28 protein-coding genes are annotated in these 24,215 nt (G+C 53.9%); 9 read left to right on the top strand and 19 right to left on the bottom strand.

Annotation, left to right across the window (positions count from 1 at the left end):
- Window positions 1–10 precede the first annotated feature (10 nt).
- The 4 genes from hflD to rluE are packed head-to-tail and all read right to left on the bottom strand — an operon-like array spanning window position 11 to window position 2,956.
- Window positions 11–640 carry a high frequency lysogenization protein HflD gene (gene hflD / locus AM329_RS08375; protein WP_003857903.1) on the bottom strand — a complete coding sequence of 210 codons (630 nt, stop codon included), beginning with the start codon at window positions 638–640 and terminating at the stop codon, window positions 11–13.
- Between the two features lie 27 nt (window positions 641–667).
- Window positions 668–1,780, bottom strand: coding sequence for a tRNA 2-thiouridine(34) synthase MnmA (gene mnmA / locus AM329_RS08370; protein WP_032103856.1), 1,113 nt, complete (start codon window positions 1,778–1,780; stop codon window positions 668–670).
- 40 nt (window positions 1,781–1,820) lie between these two features.
- A complete protein-coding gene (locus tag AM329_RS08365; RefSeq protein ID WP_022650804.1) occupies window positions 1,821–2,294 on the bottom strand; it encodes an NUDIX hydrolase in 474 nt (157 codons plus the stop codon).
- Window positions 2,294–2,956: a 23S rRNA pseudouridine(2457) synthase RluE gene (rluE, locus tag AM329_RS08360; protein WP_022650805.1), complete on the bottom strand. Its 663-nt coding sequence runs from the start codon at window positions 2,954–2,956 to the stop codon at window positions 2,294–2,296. Before rluE ends, AM329_RS08365 begins: the two co-directional genes overlap by 1 nt.
- A 117-nt stretch (window positions 2,957–3,073) precedes the next feature.
- On the opposite strand from rluE, the gene icd reads away from it, so the two are divergent.
- A complete protein-coding gene (gene icd, locus AM329_RS08355; protein ID WP_032609009.1) occupies window positions 3,074–4,324 on the top strand; it encodes an NADP-dependent isocitrate dehydrogenase in 1,251 nt (416 codons plus the stop codon).
- Between the two features lie 75 nt (window positions 4,325–4,399).
- A complete protein-coding gene (locus AM329_RS08350) occupies window positions 4,400–4,645 on the top strand; it encodes a YmjA family protein (RefSeq protein WP_032609010.1) in 246 nt (81 codons plus the stop codon).
- Window positions 4,646–4,649: 4 nt separating this feature from the next.
- Here the strand turns inward: AM329_RS08350 and AM329_RS08345 are convergent, their stop codons facing one another.
- Window positions 4,650–6,149 (bottom strand): EAL domain-containing protein, encoded by a 1,500-nt coding sequence (locus AM329_RS08345; protein ID WP_032609011.1) that lies wholly within the window; start codon window positions 6,147–6,149, stop codon window positions 4,650–4,652.
- A 124-nt stretch (window positions 6,150–6,273) separates the two neighbouring features.
- A complete protein-coding gene (gene yncL / locus AM329_RS08340) occupies window positions 6,274–6,366 on the bottom strand; it encodes a stress response membrane protein YncL (RefSeq protein ID WP_071524166.1) in 93 nt (30 codons plus the stop codon).
- 372 nt (window positions 6,367–6,738) lie between these two features.
- Here yncL and AM329_RS08330 point away from each other — a divergent pair, with 372 nt between their 5' ends.
- Complete coding sequence (locus AM329_RS08330; RefSeq protein WP_003857896.1) at window positions 6,739–6,987, top strand: GlsB/YeaQ/YmgE family stress response membrane protein; 249 nt, start codon at window positions 6,739–6,741, stop codon at window positions 6,985–6,987.
- 53 nt (window positions 6,988–7,040) lie between these two features.
- On the opposite strand, the gene AM329_RS26335 is transcribed toward AM329_RS08330, so the two are convergent.
- Genes AM329_RS26335 through AM329_RS08320 form a run of 3 tightly spaced genes read right to left on the bottom strand, consistent with a single transcriptional unit; the run spans window position 7,041 to window position 8,288 of the window.
- Entirely contained in the window at window positions 7,041–7,094 is a 54-nt protein-coding gene (locus AM329_RS26335) for a hypothetical protein (RefSeq protein WP_071532068.1), read from the bottom strand.
- Window positions 7,095–7,115: 21 nt separating this feature from the next.
- Window positions 7,116–7,214 carry a YoaK family small membrane protein gene (locus tag AM329_RS25470; RefSeq protein WP_015570793.1) on the bottom strand — a complete coding sequence of 33 codons (99 nt, stop codon included), beginning with the start codon at window positions 7,212–7,214 and terminating at the stop codon, window positions 7,116–7,118.
- Between the two features lie 45 nt (window positions 7,215–7,259).
- Entirely contained in the window at window positions 7,260–8,288 is a 1,029-nt protein-coding gene (locus tag AM329_RS08320) for a sensor domain-containing diguanylate cyclase (protein WP_032609012.1), read from the bottom strand.
- A gap of 312 nt (window positions 8,289–8,600) precedes the next feature.
- Here AM329_RS08320 and AM329_RS25195 point away from each other — a divergent pair, with 312 nt between their 5' ends.
- Both AM329_RS25195 and AM329_RS08305 read left to right on the top strand, forming a co-directional pair.
- Entirely contained in the window at window positions 8,601–8,855 is a 255-nt protein-coding gene (locus tag AM329_RS25195) for a DUF333 domain-containing protein (protein ID WP_023315857.1), read from the top strand.
- 80 nt (window positions 8,856–8,935) lie between these two features.
- Window positions 8,936–9,241, top strand: a complete 306-nt coding sequence (locus AM329_RS08305; RefSeq protein WP_022650810.1) for a hypothetical protein — start codon at window positions 8,936–8,938, stop codon at window positions 9,239–9,241.
- Here the strand turns inward: AM329_RS08305 and AM329_RS08300 are convergent, their stop codons facing one another.
- On the bottom strand, window positions 9,242–9,586 hold the full coding sequence (locus tag AM329_RS08300; RefSeq protein ID WP_003857886.1) for a DUF488 domain-containing protein: 345 nt from the start codon (window positions 9,584–9,586) through the stop codon (window positions 9,242–9,244).
- Between the two features lie 150 nt (window positions 9,587–9,736).
- Here AM329_RS08300 and AM329_RS08295 point away from each other — a divergent pair, with 150 nt between their 5' ends.
- Entirely contained in the window at window positions 9,737–10,444 is a 708-nt protein-coding gene (locus AM329_RS08295; RefSeq protein WP_032609014.1) for a CTP synthase, read from the top strand.
- A gap of 31 nt (window positions 10,445–10,475) precedes the next feature.
- Here the strand turns inward: AM329_RS08295 and AM329_RS08290 are convergent, their stop codons facing one another.
- A complete protein-coding gene (locus AM329_RS08290) occupies window positions 10,476–11,663 on the bottom strand; it encodes a CynX/NimT family MFS transporter (RefSeq protein ID WP_022650812.1) in 1,188 nt (395 codons plus the stop codon).
- Window positions 11,664–11,762: 99 nt separating this feature from the next.
- Here AM329_RS08290 and AM329_RS08285 point away from each other — a divergent pair, with 99 nt between their 5' ends.
- Window positions 11,763–12,554: a helix-turn-helix transcriptional regulator gene (locus AM329_RS08285; protein ID WP_022650813.1), complete on the top strand. Its 792-nt coding sequence runs from the start codon at window positions 11,763–11,765 to the stop codon at window positions 12,552–12,554.
- On the opposite strand, the gene AM329_RS08280 is transcribed toward AM329_RS08285, so the two are convergent.
- From AM329_RS08280 to AM329_RS08270, 3 genes are all read right to left on the bottom strand, one after another.
- On the bottom strand, window positions 12,538–12,984 hold the full coding sequence (locus AM329_RS08280) for a DUF441 domain-containing protein (protein ID WP_003857881.1): 447 nt from the start codon (window positions 12,982–12,984) through the stop codon (window positions 12,538–12,540). The genes AM329_RS08285 and AM329_RS08280 overlap by 17 nt on opposite strands.
- A 106-nt stretch (window positions 12,985–13,090) precedes the next feature.
- The gene (locus tag AM329_RS08275) at window positions 13,091–15,127 is read right to left on the bottom strand and encodes a TIM-barrel domain-containing protein (RefSeq protein ID WP_023315858.1); all 2,037 of its coding nucleotides are present in this window, start codon (window positions 15,125–15,127) and stop codon (window positions 13,091–13,093) included.
- 15 nt (window positions 15,128–15,142) lie between these two features.
- The gene (locus AM329_RS08270) at window positions 15,143–16,474 is read right to left on the bottom strand and encodes a glycoside-pentoside-hexuronide (GPH):cation symporter (RefSeq protein WP_044596273.1); all 1,332 of its coding nucleotides are present in this window, start codon (window positions 16,472–16,474) and stop codon (window positions 15,143–15,145) included.
- A gap of 287 nt (window positions 16,475–16,761) precedes the next feature.
- On the opposite strand from AM329_RS08270, the gene yoaI reads away from it, so the two are divergent.
- Window positions 16,762–16,863 carry a small membrane protein YoaI gene (gene yoaI / locus AM329_RS26085; RefSeq protein WP_017384693.1) on the top strand — a complete coding sequence of 34 codons (102 nt, stop codon included), beginning with the start codon at window positions 16,762–16,764 and terminating at the stop codon, window positions 16,861–16,863.
- Between the two features lie 20 nt (window positions 16,864–16,883).
- On the opposite strand, the gene AM329_RS08265 is transcribed toward yoaI, so the two are convergent.
- From AM329_RS08265 to yeaG, 3 genes are all read right to left on the bottom strand, one after another.
- Window positions 16,884–17,384 (bottom strand): YbaK/prolyl-tRNA synthetase associated domain-containing protein, encoded by a 501-nt coding sequence (locus AM329_RS08265; protein ID WP_022650816.1) that lies wholly within the window; start codon window positions 17,382–17,384, stop codon window positions 16,884–16,886.
- A gap of 99 nt (window positions 17,385–17,483) precedes the next feature.
- The gene (locus tag AM329_RS08260; RefSeq protein WP_032609015.1) at window positions 17,484–18,767 is read right to left on the bottom strand and encodes a YeaH/YhbH family protein; all 1,284 of its coding nucleotides are present in this window, start codon (window positions 18,765–18,767) and stop codon (window positions 17,484–17,486) included.
- A gap of 89 nt (window positions 18,768–18,856) precedes the next feature.
- Window positions 18,857–20,791: a protein kinase YeaG gene (gene yeaG, locus AM329_RS08255; protein WP_006809140.1), complete on the bottom strand. Its 1,935-nt coding sequence runs from the start codon at window positions 20,789–20,791 to the stop codon at window positions 18,857–18,859.
- Window positions 20,792–21,223: 432 nt separating this feature from the next.
- Between yeaG and AM329_RS08250 the strand changes: the two genes are divergently transcribed.
- The gene (locus tag AM329_RS08250) at window positions 21,224–21,970 is read left to right on the top strand and encodes a MipA/OmpV family protein (protein ID WP_022650867.1); all 747 of its coding nucleotides are present in this window, start codon (window positions 21,224–21,226) and stop codon (window positions 21,968–21,970) included.
- Between the two features lie 66 nt (window positions 21,971–22,036).
- Here the strand turns inward: AM329_RS08250 and AM329_RS08245 are convergent, their stop codons facing one another.
- Together AM329_RS08245 and gapA are read right to left on the bottom strand one after the other, a co-directional pair.
- Window positions 22,037–22,921 (bottom strand): D-hexose-6-phosphate mutarotase, encoded by an 885-nt coding sequence (locus tag AM329_RS08245; protein ID WP_023324474.1) that lies wholly within the window; start codon window positions 22,919–22,921, stop codon window positions 22,037–22,039.
- Between the two features lie 74 nt (window positions 22,922–22,995).
- Entirely contained in the window at window positions 22,996–23,991 is a 996-nt protein-coding gene (gene gapA, locus AM329_RS08240; RefSeq protein ID WP_006809136.1) for a glyceraldehyde-3-phosphate dehydrogenase, read from the bottom strand.
- Between the last annotated feature and the right edge of the window lie 224 nt (window positions 23,992–24,215).

Raw genomic sequence — 24,215 nt, 5'->3', positions numbered from 1 at the left:
CTCCGGGAGGTTAACAATGAGCAAGAATTTGTTTTGCCTGAGTCGTCAGGCGATGACGAGAAAACATTAACTGTAGGCGGCCACCGCCGACCTGTTGCCACAGCACGGCGGCACGGATGCCTGCCAGCAGCGAAGCGCGTACCTTCGCCTGTACCTGTGGGCTTTGCAATACGGCAGGCGAACCGGTGACCTGAATACGCGGGCCGAGCGGGCTAATCACGTCAACGTAGATACCGGCCATCGCGCTCAGCAGGGTCTCAGACTGGAGGTCAAAGTGGTCGAGCTGGCGCTGTAGCCCGGCGATGCGATCGCCCAGGGTATTCATTGCGCCTTTTGCCGTGTTCAGCTTACGTTCCAGCACCATCAGGCTTAAGGTGTAGCGGGTCAGTTCCGCATTCAACCCCTGACGGTTGCTGGCGTTGAGCACGCCGAGCAGAGTTTCAAGACCGAGACGAAGATTGGTTTCACTGCCGCCAAAGACGCCCAGCGTGGAGCCTGGGTTGAGGTCGATAACGCTGTTAAGTGAAACGTGCAGGGCGTCAGCGTCGCAATGACCCTGATGCGCCAGCTGTTGCACCAGACGGGCTGACTGGCAAATTCCCGCCAGCGCCAGGGTGATGTCGTAATAGTTCTTCGCCACACGGTCTCCTTTATGTGTGCAAACGGTTTAAACAGCAGGCAGCGGCAGGCGCTGTTCAATGATCCCACCGCCGAGGCAAATTTCGCCGCTGTAGAAAACAGCAGACTGGCCAGGGGTAACGGCGGAAACCGGCTCGTCGAAACGCACGTCAATGCGATCGTCATCCAGTGCGGTTACGGTGCAAGGGATGTCCGTCTGGCGGTAGCGCGTTTTCACTGTGCAGCGCAGCGTGCCTTTCAGCGGCTCGCGATCGACCCAGTGCAGCTGTTGCGCGATCAGTCCAACGGACATCAGGCGCGGGTGGTCGTGACCCTGAGCCACAACCAGAATATTGTTTTCGACGTCTTTGTCGACCACGTACCACGGATCTTCGCTGCCCTCTTTGGTGCCGCCGATACCCAGACCTTTACGCTGGCCGAGAGTGTGGTACATCAGTCCCTGGTGCTGACCAATCTCATCACCGTCAACGGTGACGATTTTGCCCGGCTGTGCAGGCAGGTAGCGCCCCAGGAACTCGCGGAATTTACGCTCGCCGATAAAACAAATACCGGTGGAGTCTTTTTTCTTCGCGGTGATCAGATCCAGATCTTCAGCAATCTTACGCACTTCCGGCTTTTCCAGCTCGCCGACCGGGAACAGACTTTGGGCAATCTGTTCGTGGCTCAGCGTATAGAGGAAGTAGCTCTGATCTTTATTGCCGTCCAGGCCGCGCAGCAGCTGGCTTTTGCCATTCACATCCGCGCGACGCACGTAGTGGCCGGTCGCAATGTAGTCTGCGCCCAGGTCTTCCGCAGCGAATTCCAGGAAGGCTTTGAATTTGATCTCTTTGTTGCACAGGATATCCGGGTTTGGCGTGCGGCCCGCTTTGTACTCTTCGAGGAAGAGTTCAAAAACATTGTCCCAGTATTCTGCGGCAAAGTTAACGGTGTGCAGTTCGATGCCGAGCTTATCGCACACGGCCTGCGCATCGGCGAGATCCGCAGCGGCAGTGCAGTATTCCTCGCCATCGTCTTCCTCCCAGTTCTTCATGAACAGGCCCTCCACCTTATAGCCCTGTTGCTGCAACAGGTAGGCGGAAACGGAGGAATCGACACCGCCGGACATGCCGACGATTACTTTTTTCTGGCTGTTATCTGACATGGAATACTCACGACATTGAACTTCAAGGCGGCGTATTCTATCACGCCCCCCCACCATTGACACCCTCTGTAAACGGCCAGTTAAATTCTGCAATGACATCCAGCGGCAGGCGCGCCGTAGACTGCCAGCAGCGGATGCTTTCCGCAACCAGTGGCGAGCGCAGGTTTGGCGCGTTCAGGATCTCCTCTGCGGTCACCCACAGGCAGCGATCGATATCGTCGTCGTGCGGTTCAGTGGCGCACGTTTCGTTAAGCTCAACGGCGAATAAAAAGCGCAGGAAAGGTGTCTGGTCAGGCGCTATCCACTGATGCATACGGATAAAGTGCTGCGGTTCGGCGCGGATACCCGTCTCTTCCCAGAGCTCGCGTTTCGCTGCCTGCAATAAGGTTTCATTGGCTTCAAGATGCCCGGCTGGCTGGTTCCACAGCGCTTTGCCGTTAATGGTCTCTTCCACCACCAGGAATTTCCCCTGCGCGTGGACCACGCAGGCGACCGTAACATGAGGTTTAAACATCAGTTCTCCTTAGGGGTAACATCCCGCCATTCCCCGTTTGCCAGCGAGTCCAGCGTATAGCTGCCCATGGCGTAGCGAATGAGTCGCAGGGTAGGGAAGCCCACATGCGCAGTCATGCGCCTGACCTGTCGGTTGCGGCCTTCATAAAGGGTGATTTTAAGCCAGCTGGTAGGAATGGATTTACGCTCACGAATCGGCGGGTTGCGCGGCCACAGCCACTCGGGTTCATTCACACGTTCAATACCAGCCGGCAGGGTGGGACCGTCGTTCAGCGTTACGCCGTTGCGCAGCTTTGCCAGCGACGCGTCGTCCGGCTCGCCTTCAACCTGCACATAGTAAATTTTTCCGGTACGTTTGCCCGGCTGAGTAAGCCTGGCCTGGAGCACGCCGTCATTGGTAAGGACCAGCAGCCCCTCGCTGTCGCGATCCAGACGTCCCGCTGCGTAGACTCCCTGTACGGGGATAAAGTCCTTCAGCGTGCTGCGCCCGGCCTCGTCGGTAAACTGCGGCAATACATCGTAGGGTTTATTGAACAGTATGACCCGCGTTGGCTGGGGTTCTGGCGTTCTTCTGGTGGCTTGTCGTGAGCTGAATCGCTCAACCCGGTGTTTTCTAAAAGAAGTTTTCGTCATGGTATTTTCAGGCGTTATCAATTGCCGCATTATAGCCTAATAACGAAGACCTTTCATGGCGTCGGACAATCAGGTACTATCGGAAGGCTCATTACAATTTATTAACATAAGATCAGTAACAACCAGAAGCGCTCGAAGGAGAGGTTAATGGAAAGCAAAGTAGTTGTTCCGGCGGAAGGTAAAAAGATCACCCTGCAAAACGGCAAGATTAACGTTCCTCACAACCCGATTATCCCGTTCATCGAAGGTGACGGTATCGGTGTAGACGTTACCCCGGCGATGCTGAAAGTGGTTGATGCCGCTGTTGAGAAAGCCTACAAAGGCGAGCGTAAAATTTCCTGGATGGAAATTTACACCGGTGAAAAATCCACTCAAGTTTATGGCCAGGACGTCTGGCTGCCAGCCGAAACGCTGGACCTGATCCGCGACTATCGCGTTGCTATCAAAGGCCCTCTGACCACGCCAGTTGGCGGCGGCATTCGCTCCCTGAACGTGGCGCTGCGTCAGGAACTGGATCTGTATGTGTGTCTGCGTCCGGTGCGTTACTACCAGGGCACTCCAAGCCCGGTTAAGCACCCGGAACTGACCGACATGGTTATCTTCCGTGAAAACTCTGAAGACATCTACGCGGGTATCGAATGGAAAGCGGACTCTGCTGATGCAGAAAAAGTGATTAAATTCCTGCGCGAAGAGATGGGCGTGAAGAAAATTCGCTTCCCTGAGCATTGCGGCATCGGCATCAAGCCGTGCTCCGAAGAAGGGACCAAGCGTCTGGTGCGTGCCGCCATCGAATACGCTATCACCAACGATCGTGACTCTGTGACCCTGGTGCACAAAGGCAATATCATGAAGTTCACCGAAGGCGCGTTCAAAGACTGGGGCTACCAGCTGGCGACCGAAGAGTTCGGCGGTGAACTGATCGACGGCGGCCCATGGCAGAAAATTAAGAACCCGAACACCGGTAAAGAGATCATCATTAAAGATGTGATTGCCGATGCGTTCCTGCAACAGATCCTGCTGCGTCCTGCTGAGTATGACGTGATCGCCTGTATGAACCTGAATGGTGACTACATCTCCGATGCGCTGGCAGCACAGGTGGGTGGTATCGGTATCGCCCCGGGCGCGAACATCGGTGACGAGTGCGCCCTGTTCGAAGCCACTCACGGTACTGCACCGAAATACGCAGGCCAGGACAAAGTCAACCCAGGCTCTATCATTCTGTCCGCAGAGATGATGCTGCGTCATATAGAATGGTTCGAAGCCGCAGACCTGATCGTTAAGGGTATGGAAGGCGCGATTAACGCGAAAACCGTCACCTATGACTTTGAACGTCTGATGGAAGGCGCTAAACTGCTGAAATGCTCAGAGTTTGGCGACGCGATTATCGCGAACATGTAATCCACTCGCTGGGTTAAATGACAACGGGAGCCTGAGGGTTCCCGTTTTTTATGCACACAAGACGGAAACAACGCTATGACTCATGATATCCCGCTCAAGTATTATGACATCGTCGACGAGTATGCGACTGAAACGGCGAAACCGGTAGAAGAGGCAGAGCGTACGCCGCTGGCACACTATTTCCAGCTGCTGCTCACTCGCTTATACAACAATGAGGAAATCAGTGAAGAGGCGCAGCGGGAGATGGCTGTCCAGGCGGAGATAGACGAAGTGCGCATTGACGATATTGCGAACTTCCTGAATCAGTGGGGCAATGAATAACGCATCATCGCGCTGAGTCTGCCAGCAGCCTGGCGAGGTCGTGCCGGGTTAGCGACTTTGAAAAGTACCAGCCTTGTACGAGGGCATCGGGGTATCTCTGCGCGATGAACTGAAATTGTTTTTCGCTTTCAACCCCTTCAAAAACCAGGGTTTTGTGCAGTTTAGCGAGCGCGTCGCTGAAGATCACCAGGATATCCTGTTTATAGTGCTCGCTGATGCCGTCCACTAACGACTTATCTACCTTGATTTCGTCATATTTGAGATTTGTGAGCCTGGCAAGATTAGAGTTTTGCACGCCAAAATCGTCTATTGAAATTTTGACGCCTGCCGATTTAAGCTCCTCACAAAACTCTTCAAGGATGGCCGAGGTGGAAACGCCATTCTCGGATAACTCAACTTTGATTAACGATAAAGGAATCGCGTTCTCTGAGCATGCATGACGTAATACCGACAGGAATTTGCCGTCTTCAATTTCCGTCCGGCCAACGTTCAGTGAAATCATTAACTGATGTTCAGCGGCCAGCGCGGCAATTTCCGCCAGGGATTTCTTTATCATGTTCTGATAATAAACGTTATACAGGCCAATTTTTTTGATTAACGGGATAAACAGCTCAGGAGAAACCTCTTTGTGATTGTTATCCTGCCATCTTGATAACACTTCAACCCCGACGATTTTCTTATCAGCAACCCGAATAACAGGCTGAAAATGAACGCTGATGGTATTCGCTTTTACCGCTTTGACCAGCGTTCGTTCCAGAGAACGTCGGTCTTCATAAAGTCGAAGAGAAAACAGCGTCAGGGATACCCAGATAAAGTATAAAAACAAGCACAGAAGCACCATCACTACGTGGGAGAGCGAAGCCAGTCCGGCATCGTGGTGTGTGACGGTAACGCACAAATCCCAGCGTGTACTGCACTCTGTCACAGCCAGCGTAAATAACAGAGACTGTAAGCGGCTGAAGTTTTCTGATGGCGGCGTAACGGTGAAAAAGGTGCGGCCGAAATCTTTAGTGGAAGAACGAAGCGAATAGTTGGCGGTAACGGGGGCAAATTTATCGTAGGCTGAACGGGAGGTGAAAATAATAAGGTGGTTATAAATTGTCGCATTACCGATAAAGAAATCTTTCTGCGAAAACTGCGCCAGACTGAATCCGTTCTGGGTTTTATGCAGCTCAGGGGGAAGGGCGATGGGATTTGCCAGCTTGCCCCAAAACGCGGTGCAGGTGATTTTCCCCTTTTCAATAAACCCCACATCGGCGAAATAGAGACTACGCATCTTTAATTTTCGGTAGACGTTCAGACTGGCGCTATCGCATCCCTGCGCGGAGGTATTTTTAAGCGTACTGGCGATATTTTGCGTTAACTCTTCGGAATAGCTTAAGAGCGTGTGGGAGATCTCCCTCTGCCGGTTCTTTTGCTGCTCAACGATAATGGCGTTAACCGCATACAGCGACAGGACGACCATTAGGGTTGAGATGATAGCAACGGCAATGGCCTTCTTCATTTTCCTGCTGTCCCGCCACGTCCTGAGGTGCAGGGATCTTATCACAGGTCATAAAAGCTACAAGTATGAGAGTTGAGCCGGCACGGAATCGGAAGGAAATCCACCCTGCCAGGCTCCTTTCAACTCAGAACCACTCAAACCGTGTTGAGAGCAGTAACAGTAGCGTACTGGCAGAAACAAGATTAAGGCAGATGACGAACTTGCTCGATACGTTCATGTTATCAACGCTTTTTGGTTATTCAGAAGCCACAGAGAATAGCGTTTCACCTCCACAGAAAAAACGCCAGATTTTGGTGGGTTGAGGCAAAAAAAAAAGCCCACTAAAAAGTGGGCAAGAAATACTGGAAGCAATGTGAGCAATGTCGTACTGAATACCTGAGTTATTTGCTCAACTATTCAGTAATGAGAAAGATAATCTTTCTCAGTAGAAGATGCAACCCCAGGATGAGTGTGGATCGACATTTTTTACTGCTCATATTTTACTCAAACGAGCCGTGTGATTCTTATCACAAATTTCCTTTCTCAGATCCTGTGCTATCCTTTTCTGTGTCGTTGATTTAATGACAAAAACCATACAGAGAGGAAAGCTATGGGAATTTTATCCTGGATTATCTTTGGGCTGATTGCGGGGATCCTGGCGAAGTGGATTATGCCGGGCAAAGATGGCGGCGGTTTCATCGTCACGATCATTCTGGGGATTGTGGGTGCAGTCGTCGGCGGCTGGATCAGTACCCTGTTCGGCTTTGGCAGAGTTGATGGCTTCAACTTCGGCAGCTTTGTCGTCGCGGTGATTGGCGCGCTGGTTGTTCTGTTTATCTACAGAAAAATCAAAAGCTAAATCTGACCTGTGTTAAAAAAGGCTGCCTGACGGCGGCCTTTTTACTTTGGGCGTTACCACCAGCCTAACTGCGTACCGGCGACGGCCACGATGGCGACAATCAGCATGATGATGGTCGTTTTTCTCATTTATGCCCCCGGCGCGGCGTAACCGCCAAGGAAAAACCAGCCTAAAAACACCACCGCTGTGATAAAAATAACCACCGGAAAGAGGATCCCTATTCTCATGCCATCACCTGTTTGAGTTTGTATAAGGCCGTAGAGTGTACGGTTTTAATCTAACGCGACAAAGCCTGTTTTGCTTTTTCCTTTTTTATCCTGATACATCGCGAGGTCCGCGGTGCGCAGGGCGCTATCTTCATCCGTGCTGTGAGGATCAACAATAACGACGCCAAGGCTTGCACCGGGATAAAGAATGGTGGCATTGCCTAACCCGTATTCGCCCGCAATAAGACCATTGAGGCGGGTTTTGATTGCGTTGATCTCTGTACTGGTGTCGCCATCATCGCTGTGACTCAGGCTGGCAACCAGAAATTCATCGCCGCCGAGCCGGCCAATAATCTCATCCTGCGTTTGCTCGTGAGTCAGTCGCTTGCCGACCTGTACGAGGAAGCGATCGCCCGCCTCATGCCCGTACTGGTCATTGATTCGCTTGAAATCATCGAGGTCAATAAAGGCAATCATGACGTTGCGGCTAAGATGGCGCGCCAGTGAGAACAGGGTGGTAAGGTTTTCAAAAATGGCGCGACGATTCGGCAGGCCGGTAAGGGCGTCGGTGTAAGAGTGGGTAATGAGCGCCGCATTTGCTTCACGAAGCTGAAGCACAAGCGACTCTTTCTGAATATACTGACCAATTAACCCGGCAAAGAGCCTGATCACCTGCTCGCCACGCTCGCTGAACTGTTTCTGTGCGGTGCTGGCAGCGCAAAGCGTGCCGTACAGAGAACCGTCAGCCAGGTGAACCGGCACGCTCATATAGGTTGTAATACCCAGTGCTTTTGCCGCTTCACACTCCGGCCAGCGGTCAGGCACCTCGTTACTGAACAAAGTGTCGCTATCCATGGCGCGCTTACAGAGCGTTTCGTCCCAGGGCACGCTGAACCCTTCCGGGATTTGCATTTGCTTGCTGTTACGGGCATATAAAATGTGCTGCAAACGCGCGTTAATATCGATTTTGGTCAGGTAGGTTGATTCCATATCCGTCACAATTTCCAGCATTTCCAGTAGCTGACGCACAAGACTGTCGAGAGATTGCTCAGTGGAGAGGGTTTCTGAAACACGGGCAAGAATGATATCTGACATGAGGCAGGTTGACTCCCATGCAGAAGACCTCTGTATCTGCATGTTATGCTGAAAATTTAGACTCCGGTCATAGTAAAACATGAACAGGATTAATTTTATAGATTCTTCTGAAAGCGGATGAGGGAGAGGCTAAAAAAAAGCCCCGATGTTGAGATCGGGGCAAAACATCTTGATTACGGAATGATGTTCTCTGGTCAGTGTGAGAACAGGTATCACTATAAGAGGGAATCGTGCAGGTTTAATGGAGAAATCATGGAGAAAACGGCGATGACCCGTTACTCTGACGTTTTTACACCCTGAAGGATCATGATAATGAAATATCTTCTCCTGGCGCTTGTTGTACCGCTGGCCGCCTGCTCAACAAAGACCACCCCTTCTGATGCGCCTCAACCGCCGCACGCTATTGGTATGGCAAACCCGGCGTCAGTGTACTGTCTGGAGAAAGGGGGAGAGCAAATCCCTGTTCAAAGCCCGCAGGGTGTACGTACCGAGTGCAAATTACCAGGCGGGGAAGTGATCGATGAATGGGATCTCTACCGACGCGATCACCCGCAACCAACCAGATGACAAGGGCAATAAAACTGCGATACACTTCTCTTTAGGATTATTCTTAGCCAGTTTCTGGCAGTACGTTTGCGAGAAGAAGTATGTTTCAGTTAAAACCGGGCAGCATGGCGATGATCGTGGGTGCGCGTACGGCGGCAGGCCGTCGAAATATCGGTAAATCCGTGGAGCTGTTTGGCCTTTGTCAGCCGGGCCAGCGTTTTGTAAACCCGGTTAACGGCGTCATGACGCAATTACCTGATACATCAGCACGTGCGCTGTGGCTGGTCACCGGTGATGTTTACGCCTTTGATAACCAGCACGGTTTTGCGTTTGTTCGCCCGGAACATTTGATGCCGCTAACTCCCGACGAGATGCCACACAACGTGGATGAGCTGGCGATCGGTTAATCACAGTTTACGTAGCCAGTCCGCCAGTACCCGCGCGTGATTCTGCTCCCTATTTTTCGCCCCGTAGAGTAGCGTCACGGTCTGCTGTCGGGCGAGGGCCGCCAGGCGTTTGCCTTCATCCTGATGCTGCGCCAGCTCTTTACGATAGGCTTCACTGAACGCAGTGAAATCTATCGTTTCACTGTGAAAAGCTTTTCGCAGTTCGCTGGACGGCGTTAGCGATTTACACCACTCATCACAGGCGAGGTCGGTCTTTTTTATTCCTCGCGGCCAGAGTCTGTCTACCAGCACCCGGTAACCATCGTCTGACGTTGCCTGTTCATATACGCGCTTACATTGAATCATCCGTTTTCCTCCTGCCGTGCGACGTTCGGCAAGAACACTATAGCACCCGGCTTTTATCCACCCAATTTAAGGTATTGTGATAATTGCAAAAGATCGGTAGTCTGAGGCTCCTTATGTTATCTGAAAATCCTCCGGCATAAGGAATCTCTCATGGAACTCTCCCCGGTTAAAACGACGCTGCGCATTGCGCTGGTTGGTGATTTCAATCCTGATGTTATTGCGCACCAGGCGATCCCGCTGGCGATTGACGACGCCGCTGCGGTTCTGGATCTCACCGCTGATTATGACTGGCTCGCCACGCCTGAGCTGACCAGCCCCGAAGACCTGGTCGGGTACGATGCCATCTGGCTGGTACCGGCAAGCCCGTATAAAAACACCGAGGCGGCGTTTATTGCGGCGCGTTACGCGCGTGAGAATAGCATCCCCTTTCTCGGCACCTGCGGCGGGTTCCAGCATGCGCTGATTGAGTATGCGCGTAATGTACTGGGCTGGCACGATGCAGGCCATGCCGAAACCGATACCGAGGGAAGGATGGTGATTGCGCCGCTGACCTGCTCGCTGGTAGAAAAAACCGACGCGATAGAGCTGCGGAATAACACGCTGATTGCCAAAGCGTATGGCAAGCCGGAAATTCAGGAGGGGTATCACTGCAATTACGGCGTCTCACCTGAGTTTGCCAGCCAGCTTGAGCGGGGCGACATGCGCGTAACGGGCTGGGACGAGCAGGGCGAGATCCGCGCGGCAGAGCTGATAACCCATCCTTTCTTTGTCATCACCCTGTTCCAGCATGAGCGGGCTGCGCTTCAAGGGCGACCTGTCGTGCTGGTACAGGCCATGCTGCGGGCGGCGCAGGGATAAAAAAAGCAGACCGTCAGGTCTGCCTTGAATGTCAGCGGGGTGTGATCTCCCGGTCACGCCCGGCCAGCATGCCGCACAGGGCCATCACTACCGCAGCCAGCGCACAGGCCAGCAGCGGAATGCGCCAGTCTCCGGCGGTATCGTGAATTTTCCCCATCAGCGGTGGGCCACAGGCCGCCAGAAGATAGCCAATCGACTGTGCCATGCCGGAGAGCGCGGCGGCCTGATGTGCCGAGCTGGCCCGCAGTCCGATAAACGTCAGGCCGAGGATCATGGTGGCGCCGGATCCAAAGCCAAACACCAGCGTCCAGACGACGGCCAGCCCCGGCGCGAACCAGAACCCGGCCGCACTGACAGCGCACATCAGAGCGACAAGCCCGGCTATGCCACGCTGATCGTTAAGACGGTGCAGGATCAGCGGAATGGCGAGACCGGGAACAGCGGTTGCCAGCTGGAGAAGCCCGTGCATGGAGCCAGCCTGCGTTTCGCTGTAGCCGTGGCTAAGCAAAATCGCGGGTAACCAGCCGATAATGACATAGTAAATCAGCGAGTTAATGCCCAGAAAAAGCGTCACCTGCCAGGCGAGTGCCGAGCGCCAGATAGCCCGGTTGTGCAACGCGCCCGCGCCGGTCAGGGTGGCGGCCGGCCTCTGGCGCCATTGCGGTAACCACAGCAGCAGCGCCACCAGCGGGAAGAACATCAGCATCAACAGCGCTCCGTGCCAGCCACCACTCCCCAGCGACAGCGGGACGATCAGCGCCGACCCTGCGGCAGCGGCGGCCCCCATCGTCAGCGAATACGCCCCCGTGAGTTTTGCGACCTGGCCCGGAAAATCACGTTTGATTAAGCCAGGTAACAGGACATTGCCCAGCGCAATCCCACAGCCCACGATCGCCGTACCGATAAACAGCAGCGCGGCCGACGGCAGCGAACGTACGCCAATCCCGATGCAAATCAGCAGCAGAGCGATAAAAAGGCTGCGCTCCATGCCCAGGCGCCGGGCGACGCCTGCGGCAAGGGGAGAGATAAAGGCGAAGGCAAGCAGGGGCAGCGTTGTGAGCAGGCCGGTTTGCGCCGTGCTTAAGCCATAGTCCTGTCGGATGGTGTCGAGCAGGGGGGCGACACCGGTAAAGGTGACGCGCAGGGTCGTGGCGATCATCAGGATGCCTGCAACCAGCAGCGCACCCTGTTTCCCGGAAGGTTGAATAGCAGTAGTCATTATTGTCTCTTACGTTCAGGCGAGCGCATACCATACCGATTTAAGTTGTGGTTGAAATCAGGCTAAAATGACAGTTTATCGCTAATATCGGACAACTTTATGTACGGACTGGGGCTCGACGGCTACGATCCCGATAGCCAGCACGACGCGGCGGTGGCCTTTCGCATCCGCGTGGTGGCACAGGAACAATTTATTCCGCTGCATCAGCACCGCAAAGGGCAGCTGATTATGGCGCTGGGTGGAGCGATCACCTGTGAAGTGGAGAGCGCGATGCTGATGGTGCCGCCCCAGTATGCGGTGTGGATCCCAGGACAAACGCCGCACAGCAACAAGGCGACGCCCGGCGCGCAGCTCTGCCTGCTGTTTATTGAACCCGGTGCGCTCGAATTGCCGACGCGTACCTGTACGCTGAAAATATCGCCCCTGGTGCGGGAGCTGGTGCTGGCGCTTGCGGACAGGTCACGGGAAGAGTTGCCTCTTCCCGCTACGGGAAGGCTGGTAGACGTCCTGTTTGATGAACTGCCCCTGCAACCGCAGGAGCATCTACAGCTGCCGGTATCTCCGCATCCAAAAATTCGCCTGATGAGTGAGACCATGGCAAACGAACCTGCCGCCTGGCAGACGCTGGCGCAGTGGGCAAGCCACTTTGCCATGAGCGAACGCAATCTGGCGCGGCTGGTGGTGAAAGAGACCGGCTTAAGCTTTCGCCGCTGGCGGCACCAGCTCCAGCTGATTGTCGCATTGCAGTTTTTGATCGGCGGGAAGTCGGTCCAGCAGGCGGCGCAGGCGCTGGGGTATGACTCCACCACCGCCTTCATCACCATGTTTAAGAAAGGACTGGGACAGACGCCGGCCCGCTATATCGCCAGCCTGACTACGACTTCCCGATAAACAGCGAAACCAGACCGGCAGCAATCAGTGGGCCAACCGGCACGCCACGAAACAGCGCCACGCCTAACACGGTGCCCACCAGCAGCCCGGCCACCAGCGAAGGCTGGCTGCTCATCAGCGTCACGCCGCGACCGCCAAGCCACGAGACAAAAACGCCCACCGCAATCGCCACCAACGATTTCCAGTTTACAAAGGAGTGCAGCAGCGTTGAGGCCGGTAGCGTTCCGCTGGCAATCGGGGCCATCACGCCGATGGTCAAAATAATGATCCCGATGGTAAGCCCCTGTTTTTCTATCCACGGGAAGAAGGTGTTCAACGGTGTGACGCGAACGATGATCAGGACCAGAATGGAAATCGCGACGGTGGTGTTGTGGCTGACAAAACCCAGTGCAGCCAGGGCCAGAAGTATGAGCAGTGTAGGGTCGAACATGACGGGATCCTTGCCAAAAATAGTAAGCCTGCTTACTTTACGCGCAAACGCGTCGGCAGGCAGGCTTTACTGAAAAAATTGTCTATTTTTGGGCACTTGCCTGACGTCAGTCCACCAGTTGCTGGATAAGCGGACTCCCTTCGCGGATAAACACCGGGATGGTTTCCAGCGCCGCAGGCACCCGGATATGCTCCCCACCGGCGTAGCGCTCACCGTTGAGAGCGACCCAGCTATTGCCCGTCGGCAGCCAGACATCGCGCTCACGCTGGCCGGCCTGCATAACCGGTGCCACCAGAAGATCTTCGCCAAACAGATACTGATCTTCACACGCCCAGCTCTGCTTGTCCTGCGGATAGTGCCAGAACAGCGGACGCATGAGCGGGTCTCCGTGCAGATGAGCCTGCTGGTACAACGCGTCAATATACGGGCGCAGGGTTTCGCGCACGGTAAGCCAGTGCTGCATGATGGCGTAATTCTCTTCTCCGTAACTCCACAGCTCATTAGGCGAACCGCTGTTACACTGAGGAATGCCGTCACGGTAGCGCTCCGGAGGCTGAATCTGCGGTTCGCGATAGCCGTGCATGCGCAGAACCGGTGTAAACACCGCCCACTGGAACCAACGGATCAGTAATTCGTGGAACGCCGGGTCGTTAACGTTCCCTCCCTGGAAGCCGCCGATATCGGTCGTCCACCATGGGATCCCCGCCAGCCCCATATTCAGTCCCGCGGCGAGTTGATTGCGAAAAGCATGGAATGAGGAGTGGACATCACCCGACCACGCCAGCACACCGAATCGCTGGCTGCCTGCCCAGGCGCAGCGTACAAGGTTAACAATGTCGGTTTCACCGTTTGCCTGGAGCCCATCGTAAAAGCCCTGCGCAAAATCACGCGGGTAGCGATTGCCCACTTCCAGTACCGGACCGGCGTGGTAGCGATAGTTGTCAAAATCATAGGCGCGGTATTCCGGTTCCGCTTCGTCCAGCCAGAACAGCTTAATGCCCATGTCGTAGTAATTTTTCTTCACCGTATCCCAGACGAATTTCCGCGCCTCAGGATGGGTCGCATCAAAGAAGGTGGTATTGCCCATAAAGTCGAGGTTGACCTGCACGCCACGTTCACTGCTGACCAGCCAGCCTTTGGCTTTCATCAGCGGATAGAGAGGGCTGCGCGCCTCTACCGTTGGCCACACCGACACCATCAGCGCAATACCCATTTCGCGCAGCTCGTCGACCATCCCTTCAGGGTCGGGCCAGTCTACGGGGTCGAAGCACCAGGTGCCCTGATTCGGCCAGTGGAAAAAGTCGATGACCATTACCGACAGCGGCAGATTACGGCGGCGATACTCCCGCGCAACCTCAAGCACCTCCTGCTGGGTACGGTAGCGTAATTTGCACTGCCACAGCCCGCTGATAAACGCCGGGGCGGCGGGCGGAGTTCCGGTGGCTTTTACATACTGGCGGGTGATATCCGCCACCGTGTCAGCGGCGGTGATCCAGTAGTCCATTTCTCCCGTCACGCGGGCGCGCCATTCCGTCTGATTTTTTGCAAAGCTGGCTTCACCAATCGCCGGATTGTTCCACAGCAGGCCATAGCCAAGGCTGGACTGCATAAAGGGCACGCTGGCCTGGGAGTTGCGCTGCGCCAGTTCCAGCGTACAGCCTTTCAGATCCAGCCACGGCTGTTGATACTGACCCATGCCATAGATGCGTTCATCCGGACGCGATTCAAACCGGACGGTGAGCTGATATTTTCCCCCCATTAGCGGCTTAAATTCACGGCCATCCAGCTTCAGGGCGCTGACATATTTATCCTGACTCTTCTCGCTGGCACCGATACCCACCGTTGAACGCTGGCGCCACATCTCTTCCAGCAGCAGTTCGCCGCGCTGATTGTAGAAGGCCAGCTGACCTTTAAGGTTCAGCGTCGCGGTAATATTGCCGTTGCGCAGCGTCAGGCTTTCCGCTTCGGCGATAATCTCAGCCTGGCAAGGGGCGGCGGGCAACAGTGCCTGTAAGGCGTCCTCAAAAGCCGGGGAGCAGGTGGCCCTGACGCGCAGGCTGTTTTCTCCCCACGGTTCAATACGCAGGATCTGGCGTTCAAAACGCCATTCGATGCTGTTGGAATGTTGAATCAGCTCACTCATGGATAACGCGTCCTTCTAAACAGGGTGTTTGGCGAGATGGATGGATTGCATTGTGCTGTCGTCGAGCTTATACCAGCGCAGCGTGGCAAACGCGCAGAGTGACAAGACGCCAGGCACGACGGTGAAGAGGGCGATGATGCAGTACATGGCCGTGTTGGTCTGCTCCGGGGCATTGGCAACATAACCGCTTAAGCCCAGCGTCCAGCCAACAATCGCGCCGCTGATCGCCATCCCCAACTTGAGTACGGCGAGGAAAGTGGAGAAGATCACGCCGTCCATGCGTTTGCCCTGTTTCCATTCGCCGTAATCGGCGACGTCCGCCATCATTACCCACATCAGCGTGGTGGTGGCCTGGTAAAGGGTGGAGACGATAAACGTCATGGGCACCAGAATAAGCACCGACTTAGGCGCAAAGAACAGAGCGATGCTGAGTACCCCCGCCAGTACGGAACAGTATCCAAACATCTGCACTTTGCTGACGTTCTGCGTCAGACGTTTGGCCAGCGCGCTGCCTGCGGCTTTCCCGAGAATATGCGCCCCGAGCATCCACATAAAATAGCTTGCGCTACCGAGATAATAAGTGACGAAATACATCATTGCGCCAAGGCGAATAACGCCAAAACCAATGTTGGTTAATACCAGGACGGCGACAATCCGCCATTGGTCGTTTCGTAATAAATCCCGCAGTTCCGCAAGATAATTATTGTGGGTAGCGGGAGCCTTAATACGTTCACGCGTATTGGCGAAGCAGATCCAGAACATGACGACCGCGACGGTCGCCATAATGGCCATTGCCCAGCGGTAGCCCAGTAATTTATCGTCGCCACCTAAAAACTCTGCCAGCGGCATCATAAAGAATGTCGACAGCGCGCCACCCAAAGTGGCAAGGAAAAAGCGATAAGACTGGAGGGAAATTCGCGCATCGTTGTCGGGCGTAATCACCGCGCCCATGGAGCAATAGGGAATATTGATTGCGGTATACATCAGCATCATCAGGGTATAACTGACGGTAGCGAAAATCATTTTACCGTGCAGATCGAGGGACGCCGGCACGGCGTAGGTCAGCAGACAACTTGCGCCAAAGGGCAGCGCCAGCCACAGCATCCAGGGACGGAATTTGCCCCAGCGCGTGCGCGTCCTGTCAGCGATATAGCCCATCGCCGGGTCTATTATGGCATCGGCGGTTCTCGCCAGAAGAAACATGGTGCCCACGAATGCGGCAGGTAGCCCCACCACGTCCGTATAGTAAAACGTCAGAAAAATAATGACGTTATCCAGCCCAATATGGCTCGCCATATCGCCTAACCCATAACTGATCTTTTCTTTACGGGTAATTATCTCGGTCATTGTATTCACCTTGCCAGTGTAAGGTTTATTTTTGAGGTGCTCCGTAAACAGGGTTAACCAGGATGAAAAGGTTAACAATTGCGAGATCTGGCATCGGGGTTACGTAAATTTCTTTTCGTGATACCGGTAACAAATAAAGTATTTAAACAGTGACTTTATACGGAGGAGGATAGTTAACAGCGAATCGTTTCAGCGAAAAAAATCGTCTTTTCGCGGACGCGTCATTGTCATTTAGCTGTCATTGTGGGGGAGTAAAAAAGAGGTAAATGGGCAAAGCAGAGGGCATCATGAACGATCCTATGTTTGTCGAAACGCTAATTATTTCCTCATCATTTTTTATCATCGCGATTATTTTGATTGCTTCCGTGCTGCTGCTGGAAAACGGCTGACCGTTAGCCAGCCGCTGTATTTATTGTTTACGGAACGTCACCAGTTCAGGACGGGCGATACGCAGATAGTCCTGGGTATCCATTATCACCGATTTTTCCAGCAGGCCGGCGTTAAAGGCGATTTCATCGAAGCGCTCAAACAGCAGCGGATCGGCGACCAGCGTCAGATCCGGATGAAAGCTGAAGGGGGGAATGGCGCCGAAAACGCAGCCGGTAAGCGCATCCACTTCTGCCGGACTGGCGAGAGAGGCCTTTAGCCCACCGAAATGGCTGGCCAGCAGGCTCAGATCGGCCTGCCGATCGGCGGCAAGGATTGCCAGAATATGTTTCTTAACGCCGTTGCCTTTTACCTTGCAGACCAGTGCTTTTGCACCCTGCCGGAGATCGGTCCCGCGAATTTCACTGACCGCTTCGCATTTCCCAACGGCCTCATGCGCCACCACGCGAAAGCGCGCCTCCTGCTCGGTTAATAAGCTGATTAGGCGCTGATGGGTCGTCGTCCCGGTCACGTCATCAGACATAACGATTTCACCTGTGATTTGCCAATACGTAGCTTGCTACATTAGCACGGGACGGAGAGGGCTGAAAGAAAACAGCCAGCGGGAGCGCTGGCTGTTGGGTCATGCGTTGCTGGTGGATGACTGTTTCTGGAACAGTTCCCGGAAGACCGGATAGATGTCATCCTGGTCACGAATGTGCTGCATCGCAAAGTTATCAAACATCGCTTGCAGATGCTCATACTCACGCCATAGCGTCTGGTGGGCGCGACGGGTAATTTCAATGTAGCTGTAGTAACGCACCACCGGCAGGATCTTCTTCGCCAGAATTTCATGACACAGCGGCGAGTCATCCGCCCAGTTATCGCCATCCGATGCCTGCGCGGCGTAGATGTTCCACTGCGCCGGATCGTAGCGCTCCTTCACTACCTCATCCATCAGCTTCAGGGCGCTCGACACGATGGTGCCACCGGTCTCCTGCGAGTAGAAGAACTCATGTTCATCCACCTCTTTCGCCTGAGTGTGATGGCGGATGTAGACCACCTCCACGTTCTTATACGTTCTGCTCAGGAACAGATAGAGCAGAATATAAAAACGCTTAGCCATATCCTTGGTGGCCTGATCCATTGAACCTGACACGTCCATCAGGCAGAACATCACCGCCTGGCTGGAAGGCTCAGGGCGTTTTTCGTAGTTCTTGTAGCGCAGGTCGAACGTGTCGATAAACGGCACCCGGTCGATCTTCGCCCGCAGTTTGGCAATCTCTTTTCGCAGGCGCTCCTCTTCCAGCAGTTGCGCCGGTTCCGTGTTTTCCACTACTTTCAGGCTGGTTTCCAGCTCGCGCAGTTCGCGCCGTTTGCCTGCCGTCATCGCCGTGCGTCGCGCCAGCGAGTTTTGCAGTGAACGCACCACGCTGATGTTGGCGGGCACCCCATTTGCGGTATAGCCCGCACGATGGGTTTTGTATTCGTTGAGTTGACGGTGCTGATTCTTTCTCAGATTCGGCAGGGCCAGATCCTCAAACAGCAGATCGAGATATTCGTCTTTTGAAATCTGGAAGACAAACTCATCCTGGCCTTCTCCGTCCTGGCTGGCTTGCCCCTGACCGCTGCCAGAACCGCCGCCTCCGCCTTGGGGACGCTCGATTCTGTCATTCTGGACGAAGTGGTCATTACCTGGGTGTACACGATGGCGAAGGCCGCCACGCCCCTGATGAAACATCGGTTCGCTGATGTCATCGTTGGGGATGGAGACGGATTCGCCGCTGTCGACGTCGGTCACCGAGCGTTTGTTGATGGCCTCGGAGATCGACTGTTTAATTTGCGCTTTATAACGGCGCAAGAAGCGCTGGCGATTCACCGTGCTCTTGTTTTTGCCGTTAAGACGCCGGTCAATAAACCAGGTCATATATCCCCCGTACTGCATTTGCCAACTTGCAGCGTCCGTAAGTGCCGGACATTTTGTTGGCCCGGTAAGCGCGTTACCGGGCACTTGTTTTAAGACGATTTACGCACGCGCAGATACCATTCACAAAGCAGGCGGACCTGTTTGCGCGTATAGCCTTTTTCCATCATACGGTCGACAAAATCGTCGTGCTTTTTCTGCTCGTCGGTTGAGGTTTTGGCGTTGAACGAGATAACCGGCAACAGCTCTTCCGTGTTAGAGAACATTTTCTTCTCTATAACGGTGCGCAGTTTTTCGTAGCTGGTCCAGTTCGGATTGCGGCCGTTGTTATGCGCTCTGGCGCGCAGCACGAAGTTCACAATCTCGTTTCGGAAGTCTTTCGGGTTGCTGATCCCGGCTGGTTTCTCGATTTTTTCAAGTTCCGCGTTCAGGGATTCACGGTCAAACAGCTGGCCGGTATCCGGGTCGCGATACTCCTGATCCTGGATCCAGAAGTCAGCGTAAGTGACGTACCGGTCGAAGATGTTCTGGCCGTATTCGGAATAGGATTCCAGATAGGCGGTCTGGATCTCTTTGCCAATGAACTCGGCGTATTTCGGGATCAGGTAGCCTTTCAGGAACTCCAGGTAGCGTTCAGCCTGCTCCTGTGGGAACTGTTCACGTTCAATTTGCTGTTCCAGCACGTAGAACAGATGTACCGGGTTGGCGGCCACCTCCGCGTGGTCGAAGTTAAAGACGCGGGAGAGGATCTTAAACGCGAAACGCGTCGACAGACCGTTCATCCCTTCGTCGACCCCGGCGTAATCGCGGTATTCCTGGTACGATTTCGCTTTCGGGTCGGTATCCTTCAGGCTTTCGCCGTCATACACGCGCATTTTTGAGTAGATGCTGGAGTTTTCCGGCTCTTTCAGGCGCGACAGGATCGAGAAGCGCGACAGCGTTTCCAGCGTTCCCGGTGCGCAAGGGGCATGGACCAGCTCACTGTGGTTGAGCAGTTTTTCGTAAATCTTGATCTCCTCGGAGATCCGCAGGCAATAAGGCACTTTGACGATGTACACACGGTCAAGGAACGCCTCATTGTTTTTGTTGTTACGGAAGGTCACCCATTCAGATTCGTTAGAGTGGGCAAGGATAATCCCGTTAAACGGCAGGGCGGAAATACCTTCCGTCCCGTTGTAGTTCCCCTCCTGGGTGGCGGTCAGCAGCGGATGCAGCACTTTGATCGGTGCTTTAAACATCTCGACGAATTCCATAATCCCCTGGTTGGCACGGCACAGCGCACCGGAATAGCCGTAGGCATCCGGGTCGTTTTGCGCGTGATGCTCCAGCTTACGGATATCGACTTTACCCACCAGCGCCGAGATATCCTGGTTGTTCTCGTCACCGGGTTCTGTTTTGGCAATGGCGATCTGCTCGAGGATAGACGGCCACACTTTCACGACGCGGAATTTGGTGATGTCCCCGCCAAACTCGTGCAGACGTTTTGCCGCCCACGGCGACATGATCGTACCGAGATAGCGATGCGGAATGCCAAACTCTTTTTCCAGAATTTGCGCATCCTCTTGCGGATTAAACAGGCACAGCGGATGGTCATTGACCGGGCTGCGCTCGCCGTTGGCGCTCAGCACATAGATCGGCACGCGCTGCATCAGCGCTTTCAGCCGTTCAGCCAGGGAGGATTTACCCCCACCGACAGGACCCAGCAGGTAAAGGATCTGCTTCTTCTCTTCCAGCCCCTGAGCGGCATGCTTCAGGTAGGAGACGATCTGCTCAATGGCATCTTCCATGCCATAGAACTCTTCAAACGCCGGGTATCGGGCGACCACCCGATTCGAAAAGAGACGGGAAAGCCGTGGCTCCAGGGCAGTATCAACCATGTTTGGCTCACCAATAGCCATCAATAGCCGTTCTGCCGCATTGGCATAGGCACTGCGATCTTGCCGACAAATGGTAAGAAACTCCTGCAGTGTGAACTCTTCGTCCTTGGCAGCTTCGTAGCGCTGGCGATAGTGATCGAATATATTCATGGCATGCCGTCCTTTCGTTTTTTAGCACAGGATAAGAGCCGTTCGTATGAGTAGTGGAGGCTCCCGGAAGAGAATTTTTCGCACCTCACTGCCAGAGCAGCAACCTGTGTGCCAGGTCGAAGGCTATGAACCGCAGGGTGTTCAGCAAAACCTCTTCTTAAATTAAAGCGTAGATGGCAATTGCAAAACTTGCATACGGATAAAATCTACTTTCAATGACATATCAATAACTCATCCAAAAATTTCCACTGCGGTTATAAGCGAAAAGCGGGTTTTTCATTTATCGGTCACATAAATGAAAGCGGGATGTCATCTGAAAAATGAAAAATAACGGGTTAATCAAACGGATTAGTGCGCAAAAAATTTTGGGATGTACGGGAATGGCGGTTACACTTCACCCGCTGATTATTTGACTACAGGAAAGAATGGATTGTGACCAAACTCAAACTTCTGGCATTGGGCATCCTTGCCGCTACCGCAGCGAGCACCGTACAGGCTGAGAGCCAGTGGACTGTTGGCGCGGGTGCTGGCGTGATTAACAGCCCGTACAAGCAGTATGACCGCGACGTTTATCCTGTCCCCGTTGTCACCTATGAAGGCGATAACTTCTGGTTCCGTGGGTTGGGCGGCGGCTACTATCTGTGGAACGATACGGCCGATAAGCTCTCCATCATGGCCTATTACGACCCAACGCACTTTAAACCAGGCGACAGCGACAGCAATGCGCTTCGTCAACTGGACAAACGCAGAAGCTCACTGATGGCGGGGCTTTCTTACGTCCATAATACCGAGTATGGCTTCCTGCGCACTGCACTGGCGGGCGATACCCTGGACAACAGCAACGGCTTCATCTGGGATCTGGCGTGGCTTTACCGCTATACCAACGGCGCAGTGACGCTGACGCCGGGTATCGGTGTGCAGTACAGCAGCGAAAATTACAACGACTACTACTATGGCGTGTCTAAAGCGGAGTCTCGCCGCAGTGGTTTGAATAGCTACAGCGCGGATGATGGCTGGGACCCGTACCTGGAACTCACCGCATCGTATAACTTCCTCGGTGACTGGAATGTGTACGGTACTGGCCGTTACATTCGTCTGAGCGATGAAGTGAAAGACAGCCCGATGGTCGACAAGTCCTGGTCTGGCATCTTCTCTGTAGGTGTGACCTACAAGTTCTGACCAGAACGTAATGCATTAAAACGGGGCGCTTGCGCCCCGTTTGTTTTTTATGATGCCTGAACAATATTAGCGCTTCACAATCTTGATCGTCTGGCCTAAGCGGGACGGTTTTTCTTCGCTGGTTTTCTGCGGCGCGGTCACGCACGCGGTTTCCACGCAGACGAAGGTTTTGTAACCGTCATCCGGGATATCCGCCATGCTGACGGAAAGGGCAGGGCCCGGGTTCCAGCCCACTACGTTGCTGTGGTGGTGATGAACCACATCAATACCGCGGTTCAGCGCGCTGTCGTGGATGACGCTACAGGCTTCCGGGTGCAGGTATACGCGGTCGGTACGATCCGGGAAAGTCTGCACGCCGTCGTCCAGCTTGCCTTCTTTCGCGTTATCCACTTTGTCGATAAAGGTATCGCCAAGTCCGCTCACCTTAACGGCCTGAATGTCGCCTACGTTGAAATAGGTGTGCAGGGCGGACGTAGTTTCGAATTCGCCGTGCGCTTCCAGTTCAATCTCGCAGGTTTTACCCAGCTTGAAGCGGGCATACAGGGTGAATTCATGTGGCCACAGGGCGCGCGTTTCATCATTCGCCTGGAGCTCAAAGGTCAACACCGCGCCGTTTTCATCTTCGTTGTGGGCTTTCAGCGTCCACTGCTGGTTACGGGCGAAACCGTGAGACGGTAATCCCTGCTGCGCTGACGGGCCAAACCATGGCCAGCAAATCGGTACGCCGCCGCGGATCGCCGCCCCTCTTTTGAACGAGGTGGCCTCGCTCAGCCACAGGCCTTCTTCTTCACCTTCTGGTTTCCAGGAGAGCAGGTGGGCGCCGTTGAGCGCGACGGAGGCTTTAACGCGCGGATGATCAACGACGATGATATCGGCACCGTCAATCTGACGGCGGGAGAGCACAGGGGTAAGTTGTTCGACTACCGGAAGTGCAAAAATTTTATTAATCATTAAGCAATCCTCTGTCTAAAAACAATAAAAAAGGCGACCGAAGTCGCCTTTTAGGATCAAGCACTCATCTCAACTTATTTGGAGATGTGAGCGATCAGGTCCAGTACTTTGTTAGAGTAGCCAGTTTCGTTGTCGTACCAGGAAACCAGTTTCACGAAGTTGTCGTTCAGTGCGATACCTGCTTTAGCATCGAACACGGAAGTGCACACTTCGCCGTTGAAATCGGTAGATACAACGTCGTCTTCGGTGTAACCCAGAACGCCTTTCATTGGGCCTTCGGAAGCAGCTTTGATTGCTTTCTTAATTTCTTCATAAGAAGCAGCTTTTTCCAGACGAACGGTCAGGTCAACAACGGATACGTTAGGAGTTGGAACGCGGAACGCCATACCAGTCAGTTTGCCATTCAGTTCTGGCAGTACTTTACCTACTGCTTTAGCAGCACCGGTAGAAGATGGGATGATGTTCTGAGCCGCGCCACGGCCGCCGCGCCAGTCTTTGTGAGACGGGCCATCAACGGTTTTCTGAGTAGCGGTGGTTGCGTGAACGGTAGTCATCAGACCTTCGATGATGCCGAAGTTGTCGTTGATAACTTTAGCCAGCGGTGCCAGGCAGTTGGTGGTGCAGGATGCGTTGGAAACGATATCCTGGCCAGCGTAAGTTTCAAAGTTTGCACCGCGAACGAACATTGGGGTGTTGTCTTTGGAAGGACCAGTCAGAACAACTTTCTTCGCACCCGCAGTGATGTGTTTACGTGCAGTTTCGTCGGTCAGGAAGATACCGGTAGCTTCAGCTACAACGTCAACACCGATTTCGTTCCATTTCAGGTTAGCTGGGTCTTTCTCAGCAGTAACGCGGATGGTTTTGCCGTTAACAACCAGGTGGCCGTCTTTCACTTCAACGGTGCCGTCGAAACGACCGTGAGTTGAGTCGTACTTCAGCATGTACGCCATGTATTCAGCGTCCAGGAGATCGTTGATACCAACGATTTCGATGTCAGAACGTTTCTGAGCAGCACGGAAAACAATACGGCCGATACGGCCAAAACCGTTGATACCTACTTTGATAGTCATATATTCCACCAGCTATTTGTTAGTGAATAAAAGGTTGCCTGTAAAATTACAAAAACCTTACGCAGCGTCAAGCGGAATCGTGTCAATCATTGCGACAAATCAATCCTGTGACTAACGTTTGTGCGACTGACTCGCCTCACTTTCCCTTTGAGCTAGCAACCACATGGGGGCTGCGCCCGGAATTTTAAAGGCCTCGCAGGATTAAAATGTGAAATTGATCACAA

It is taken from the genome of Enterobacter cloacae complex sp. AR_0002, assembly GCF_001922365.1.
Lineage (GTDB): Bacteria > Pseudomonadota > Gammaproteobacteria > Enterobacterales > Enterobacteriaceae > Enterobacter > Enterobacter hormaechei_C.
This window is presented reverse-complemented; position numbering and strand designations above follow the sequence as displayed.

Bases quoted from the DNA above. Each gene is read 5' to 3' on its own strand.
- mnmA (WP_032103856.1), bottom strand. From the start codon at position 1,780: ATGTCAGATAACAGCCAGAAAAAAGTAATCGTCGGCATGTCCGGCGGT.
- AM329_RS08365 (WP_022650804.1), bottom strand. From the start codon at position 2,294: ATGTTTAAACCTCATGTTACGGTCGCCTGCGTGGTCCACGCGCAGGGG.
- rluE (WP_022650805.1), bottom strand. From the start codon at position 2,956: ATGCGGCAATTGATAACGCCTGAAAATACCATGACGAAAACTTCTTTT.
- icd (WP_032609009.1), top strand. From the start codon at position 3,074: ATGGAAAGCAAAGTAGTTGTTCCGGCGGAAGGTAAAAAGATCACCCTG.
- AM329_RS08350 (WP_032609010.1), top strand. From the start codon at position 4,400: ATGACTCATGATATCCCGCTCAAGTATTATGACATCGTCGACGAGTAT.
- AM329_RS08345 (WP_032609011.1), bottom strand. From the start codon at position 6,149: ATGAAGAAGGCCATTGCCGTTGCTATCATCTCAACCCTAATGGTCGTC.
- yncL (WP_071524166.1), bottom strand. From the start codon at position 6,366: ATGAACGTATCGAGCAAGTTCGTCATCTGCCTTAATCTTGTTTCTGCC.
- AM329_RS08330 (WP_003857896.1), top strand. From the start codon at position 6,739: ATGGGAATTTTATCCTGGATTATCTTTGGGCTGATTGCGGGGATCCTG.
- AM329_RS25470 (WP_015570793.1), bottom strand. From the start codon at position 7,214: ATGAGAATAGGGATCCTCTTTCCGGTGGTTATTTTTATCACAGCGGTG.
- AM329_RS08320 (WP_032609012.1), bottom strand. From the start codon at position 8,288: ATGTCAGATATCATTCTTGCCCGTGTTTCAGAAACCCTCTCCACTGAG.
- AM329_RS25195 (WP_023315857.1), top strand. From the start codon at position 8,601: ATGAAATATCTTCTCCTGGCGCTTGTTGTACCGCTGGCCGCCTGCTCA.
- AM329_RS08305 (WP_022650810.1), top strand. From the start codon at position 8,936: ATGTTTCAGTTAAAACCGGGCAGCATGGCGATGATCGTGGGTGCGCGT.
- AM329_RS08300 (WP_003857886.1), bottom strand. From the start codon at position 9,586: ATGATTCAATGTAAGCGCGTATATGAACAGGCAACGTCAGACGATGGT.
- AM329_RS08295 (WP_032609014.1), top strand. From the start codon at position 9,737: ATGGAACTCTCCCCGGTTAAAACGACGCTGCGCATTGCGCTGGTTGGT.
- AM329_RS08290 (WP_022650812.1), bottom strand. From the start codon at position 11,663: ATGACTACTGCTATTCAACCTTCCGGGAAACAGGGTGCGCTGCTGGTT.
- AM329_RS08285 (WP_022650813.1), top strand. From the start codon at position 11,763: ATGTACGGACTGGGGCTCGACGGCTACGATCCCGATAGCCAGCACGAC.
- AM329_RS08280 (WP_003857881.1), bottom strand. From the start codon at position 12,984: ATGTTCGACCCTACACTGCTCATACTTCTGGCCCTGGCTGCACTGGGT.
- AM329_RS08275 (WP_023315858.1), bottom strand. From the start codon at position 15,127: ATGAGTGAGCTGATTCAACATTCCAACAGCATCGAATGGCGTTTTGAA.
- AM329_RS08270 (WP_044596273.1), bottom strand. From the start codon at position 16,474: ATGACCGAGATAATTACCCGTAAAGAAAAGATCAGTTATGGGTTAGGC.
- yoaI (WP_017384693.1), top strand. From the start codon at position 16,762: ATGAACGATCCTATGTTTGTCGAAACGCTAATTATTTCCTCATCATTT.
- AM329_RS08265 (WP_022650816.1), bottom strand. From the start codon at position 17,384: ATGTCTGATGACGTGACCGGGACGACGACCCATCAGCGCCTAATCAGC.
- AM329_RS08260 (WP_032609015.1), bottom strand. From the start codon at position 18,767: ATGACCTGGTTTATTGACCGGCGTCTTAACGGCAAAAACAAGAGCACG.
- yeaG (WP_006809140.1), bottom strand. From the start codon at position 20,791: ATGAATATATTCGATCACTATCGCCAGCGCTACGAAGCTGCCAAGGAC.
- AM329_RS08245 (WP_023324474.1), bottom strand. From the start codon at position 22,921: ATGATTAATAAAATTTTTGCACTTCCGGTAGTCGAACAACTTACCCCT.
- gapA (WP_006809136.1), bottom strand. From the start codon at position 23,991: ATGACTATCAAAGTAGGTATCAACGGTTTTGGCCGTATCGGCCGTATT.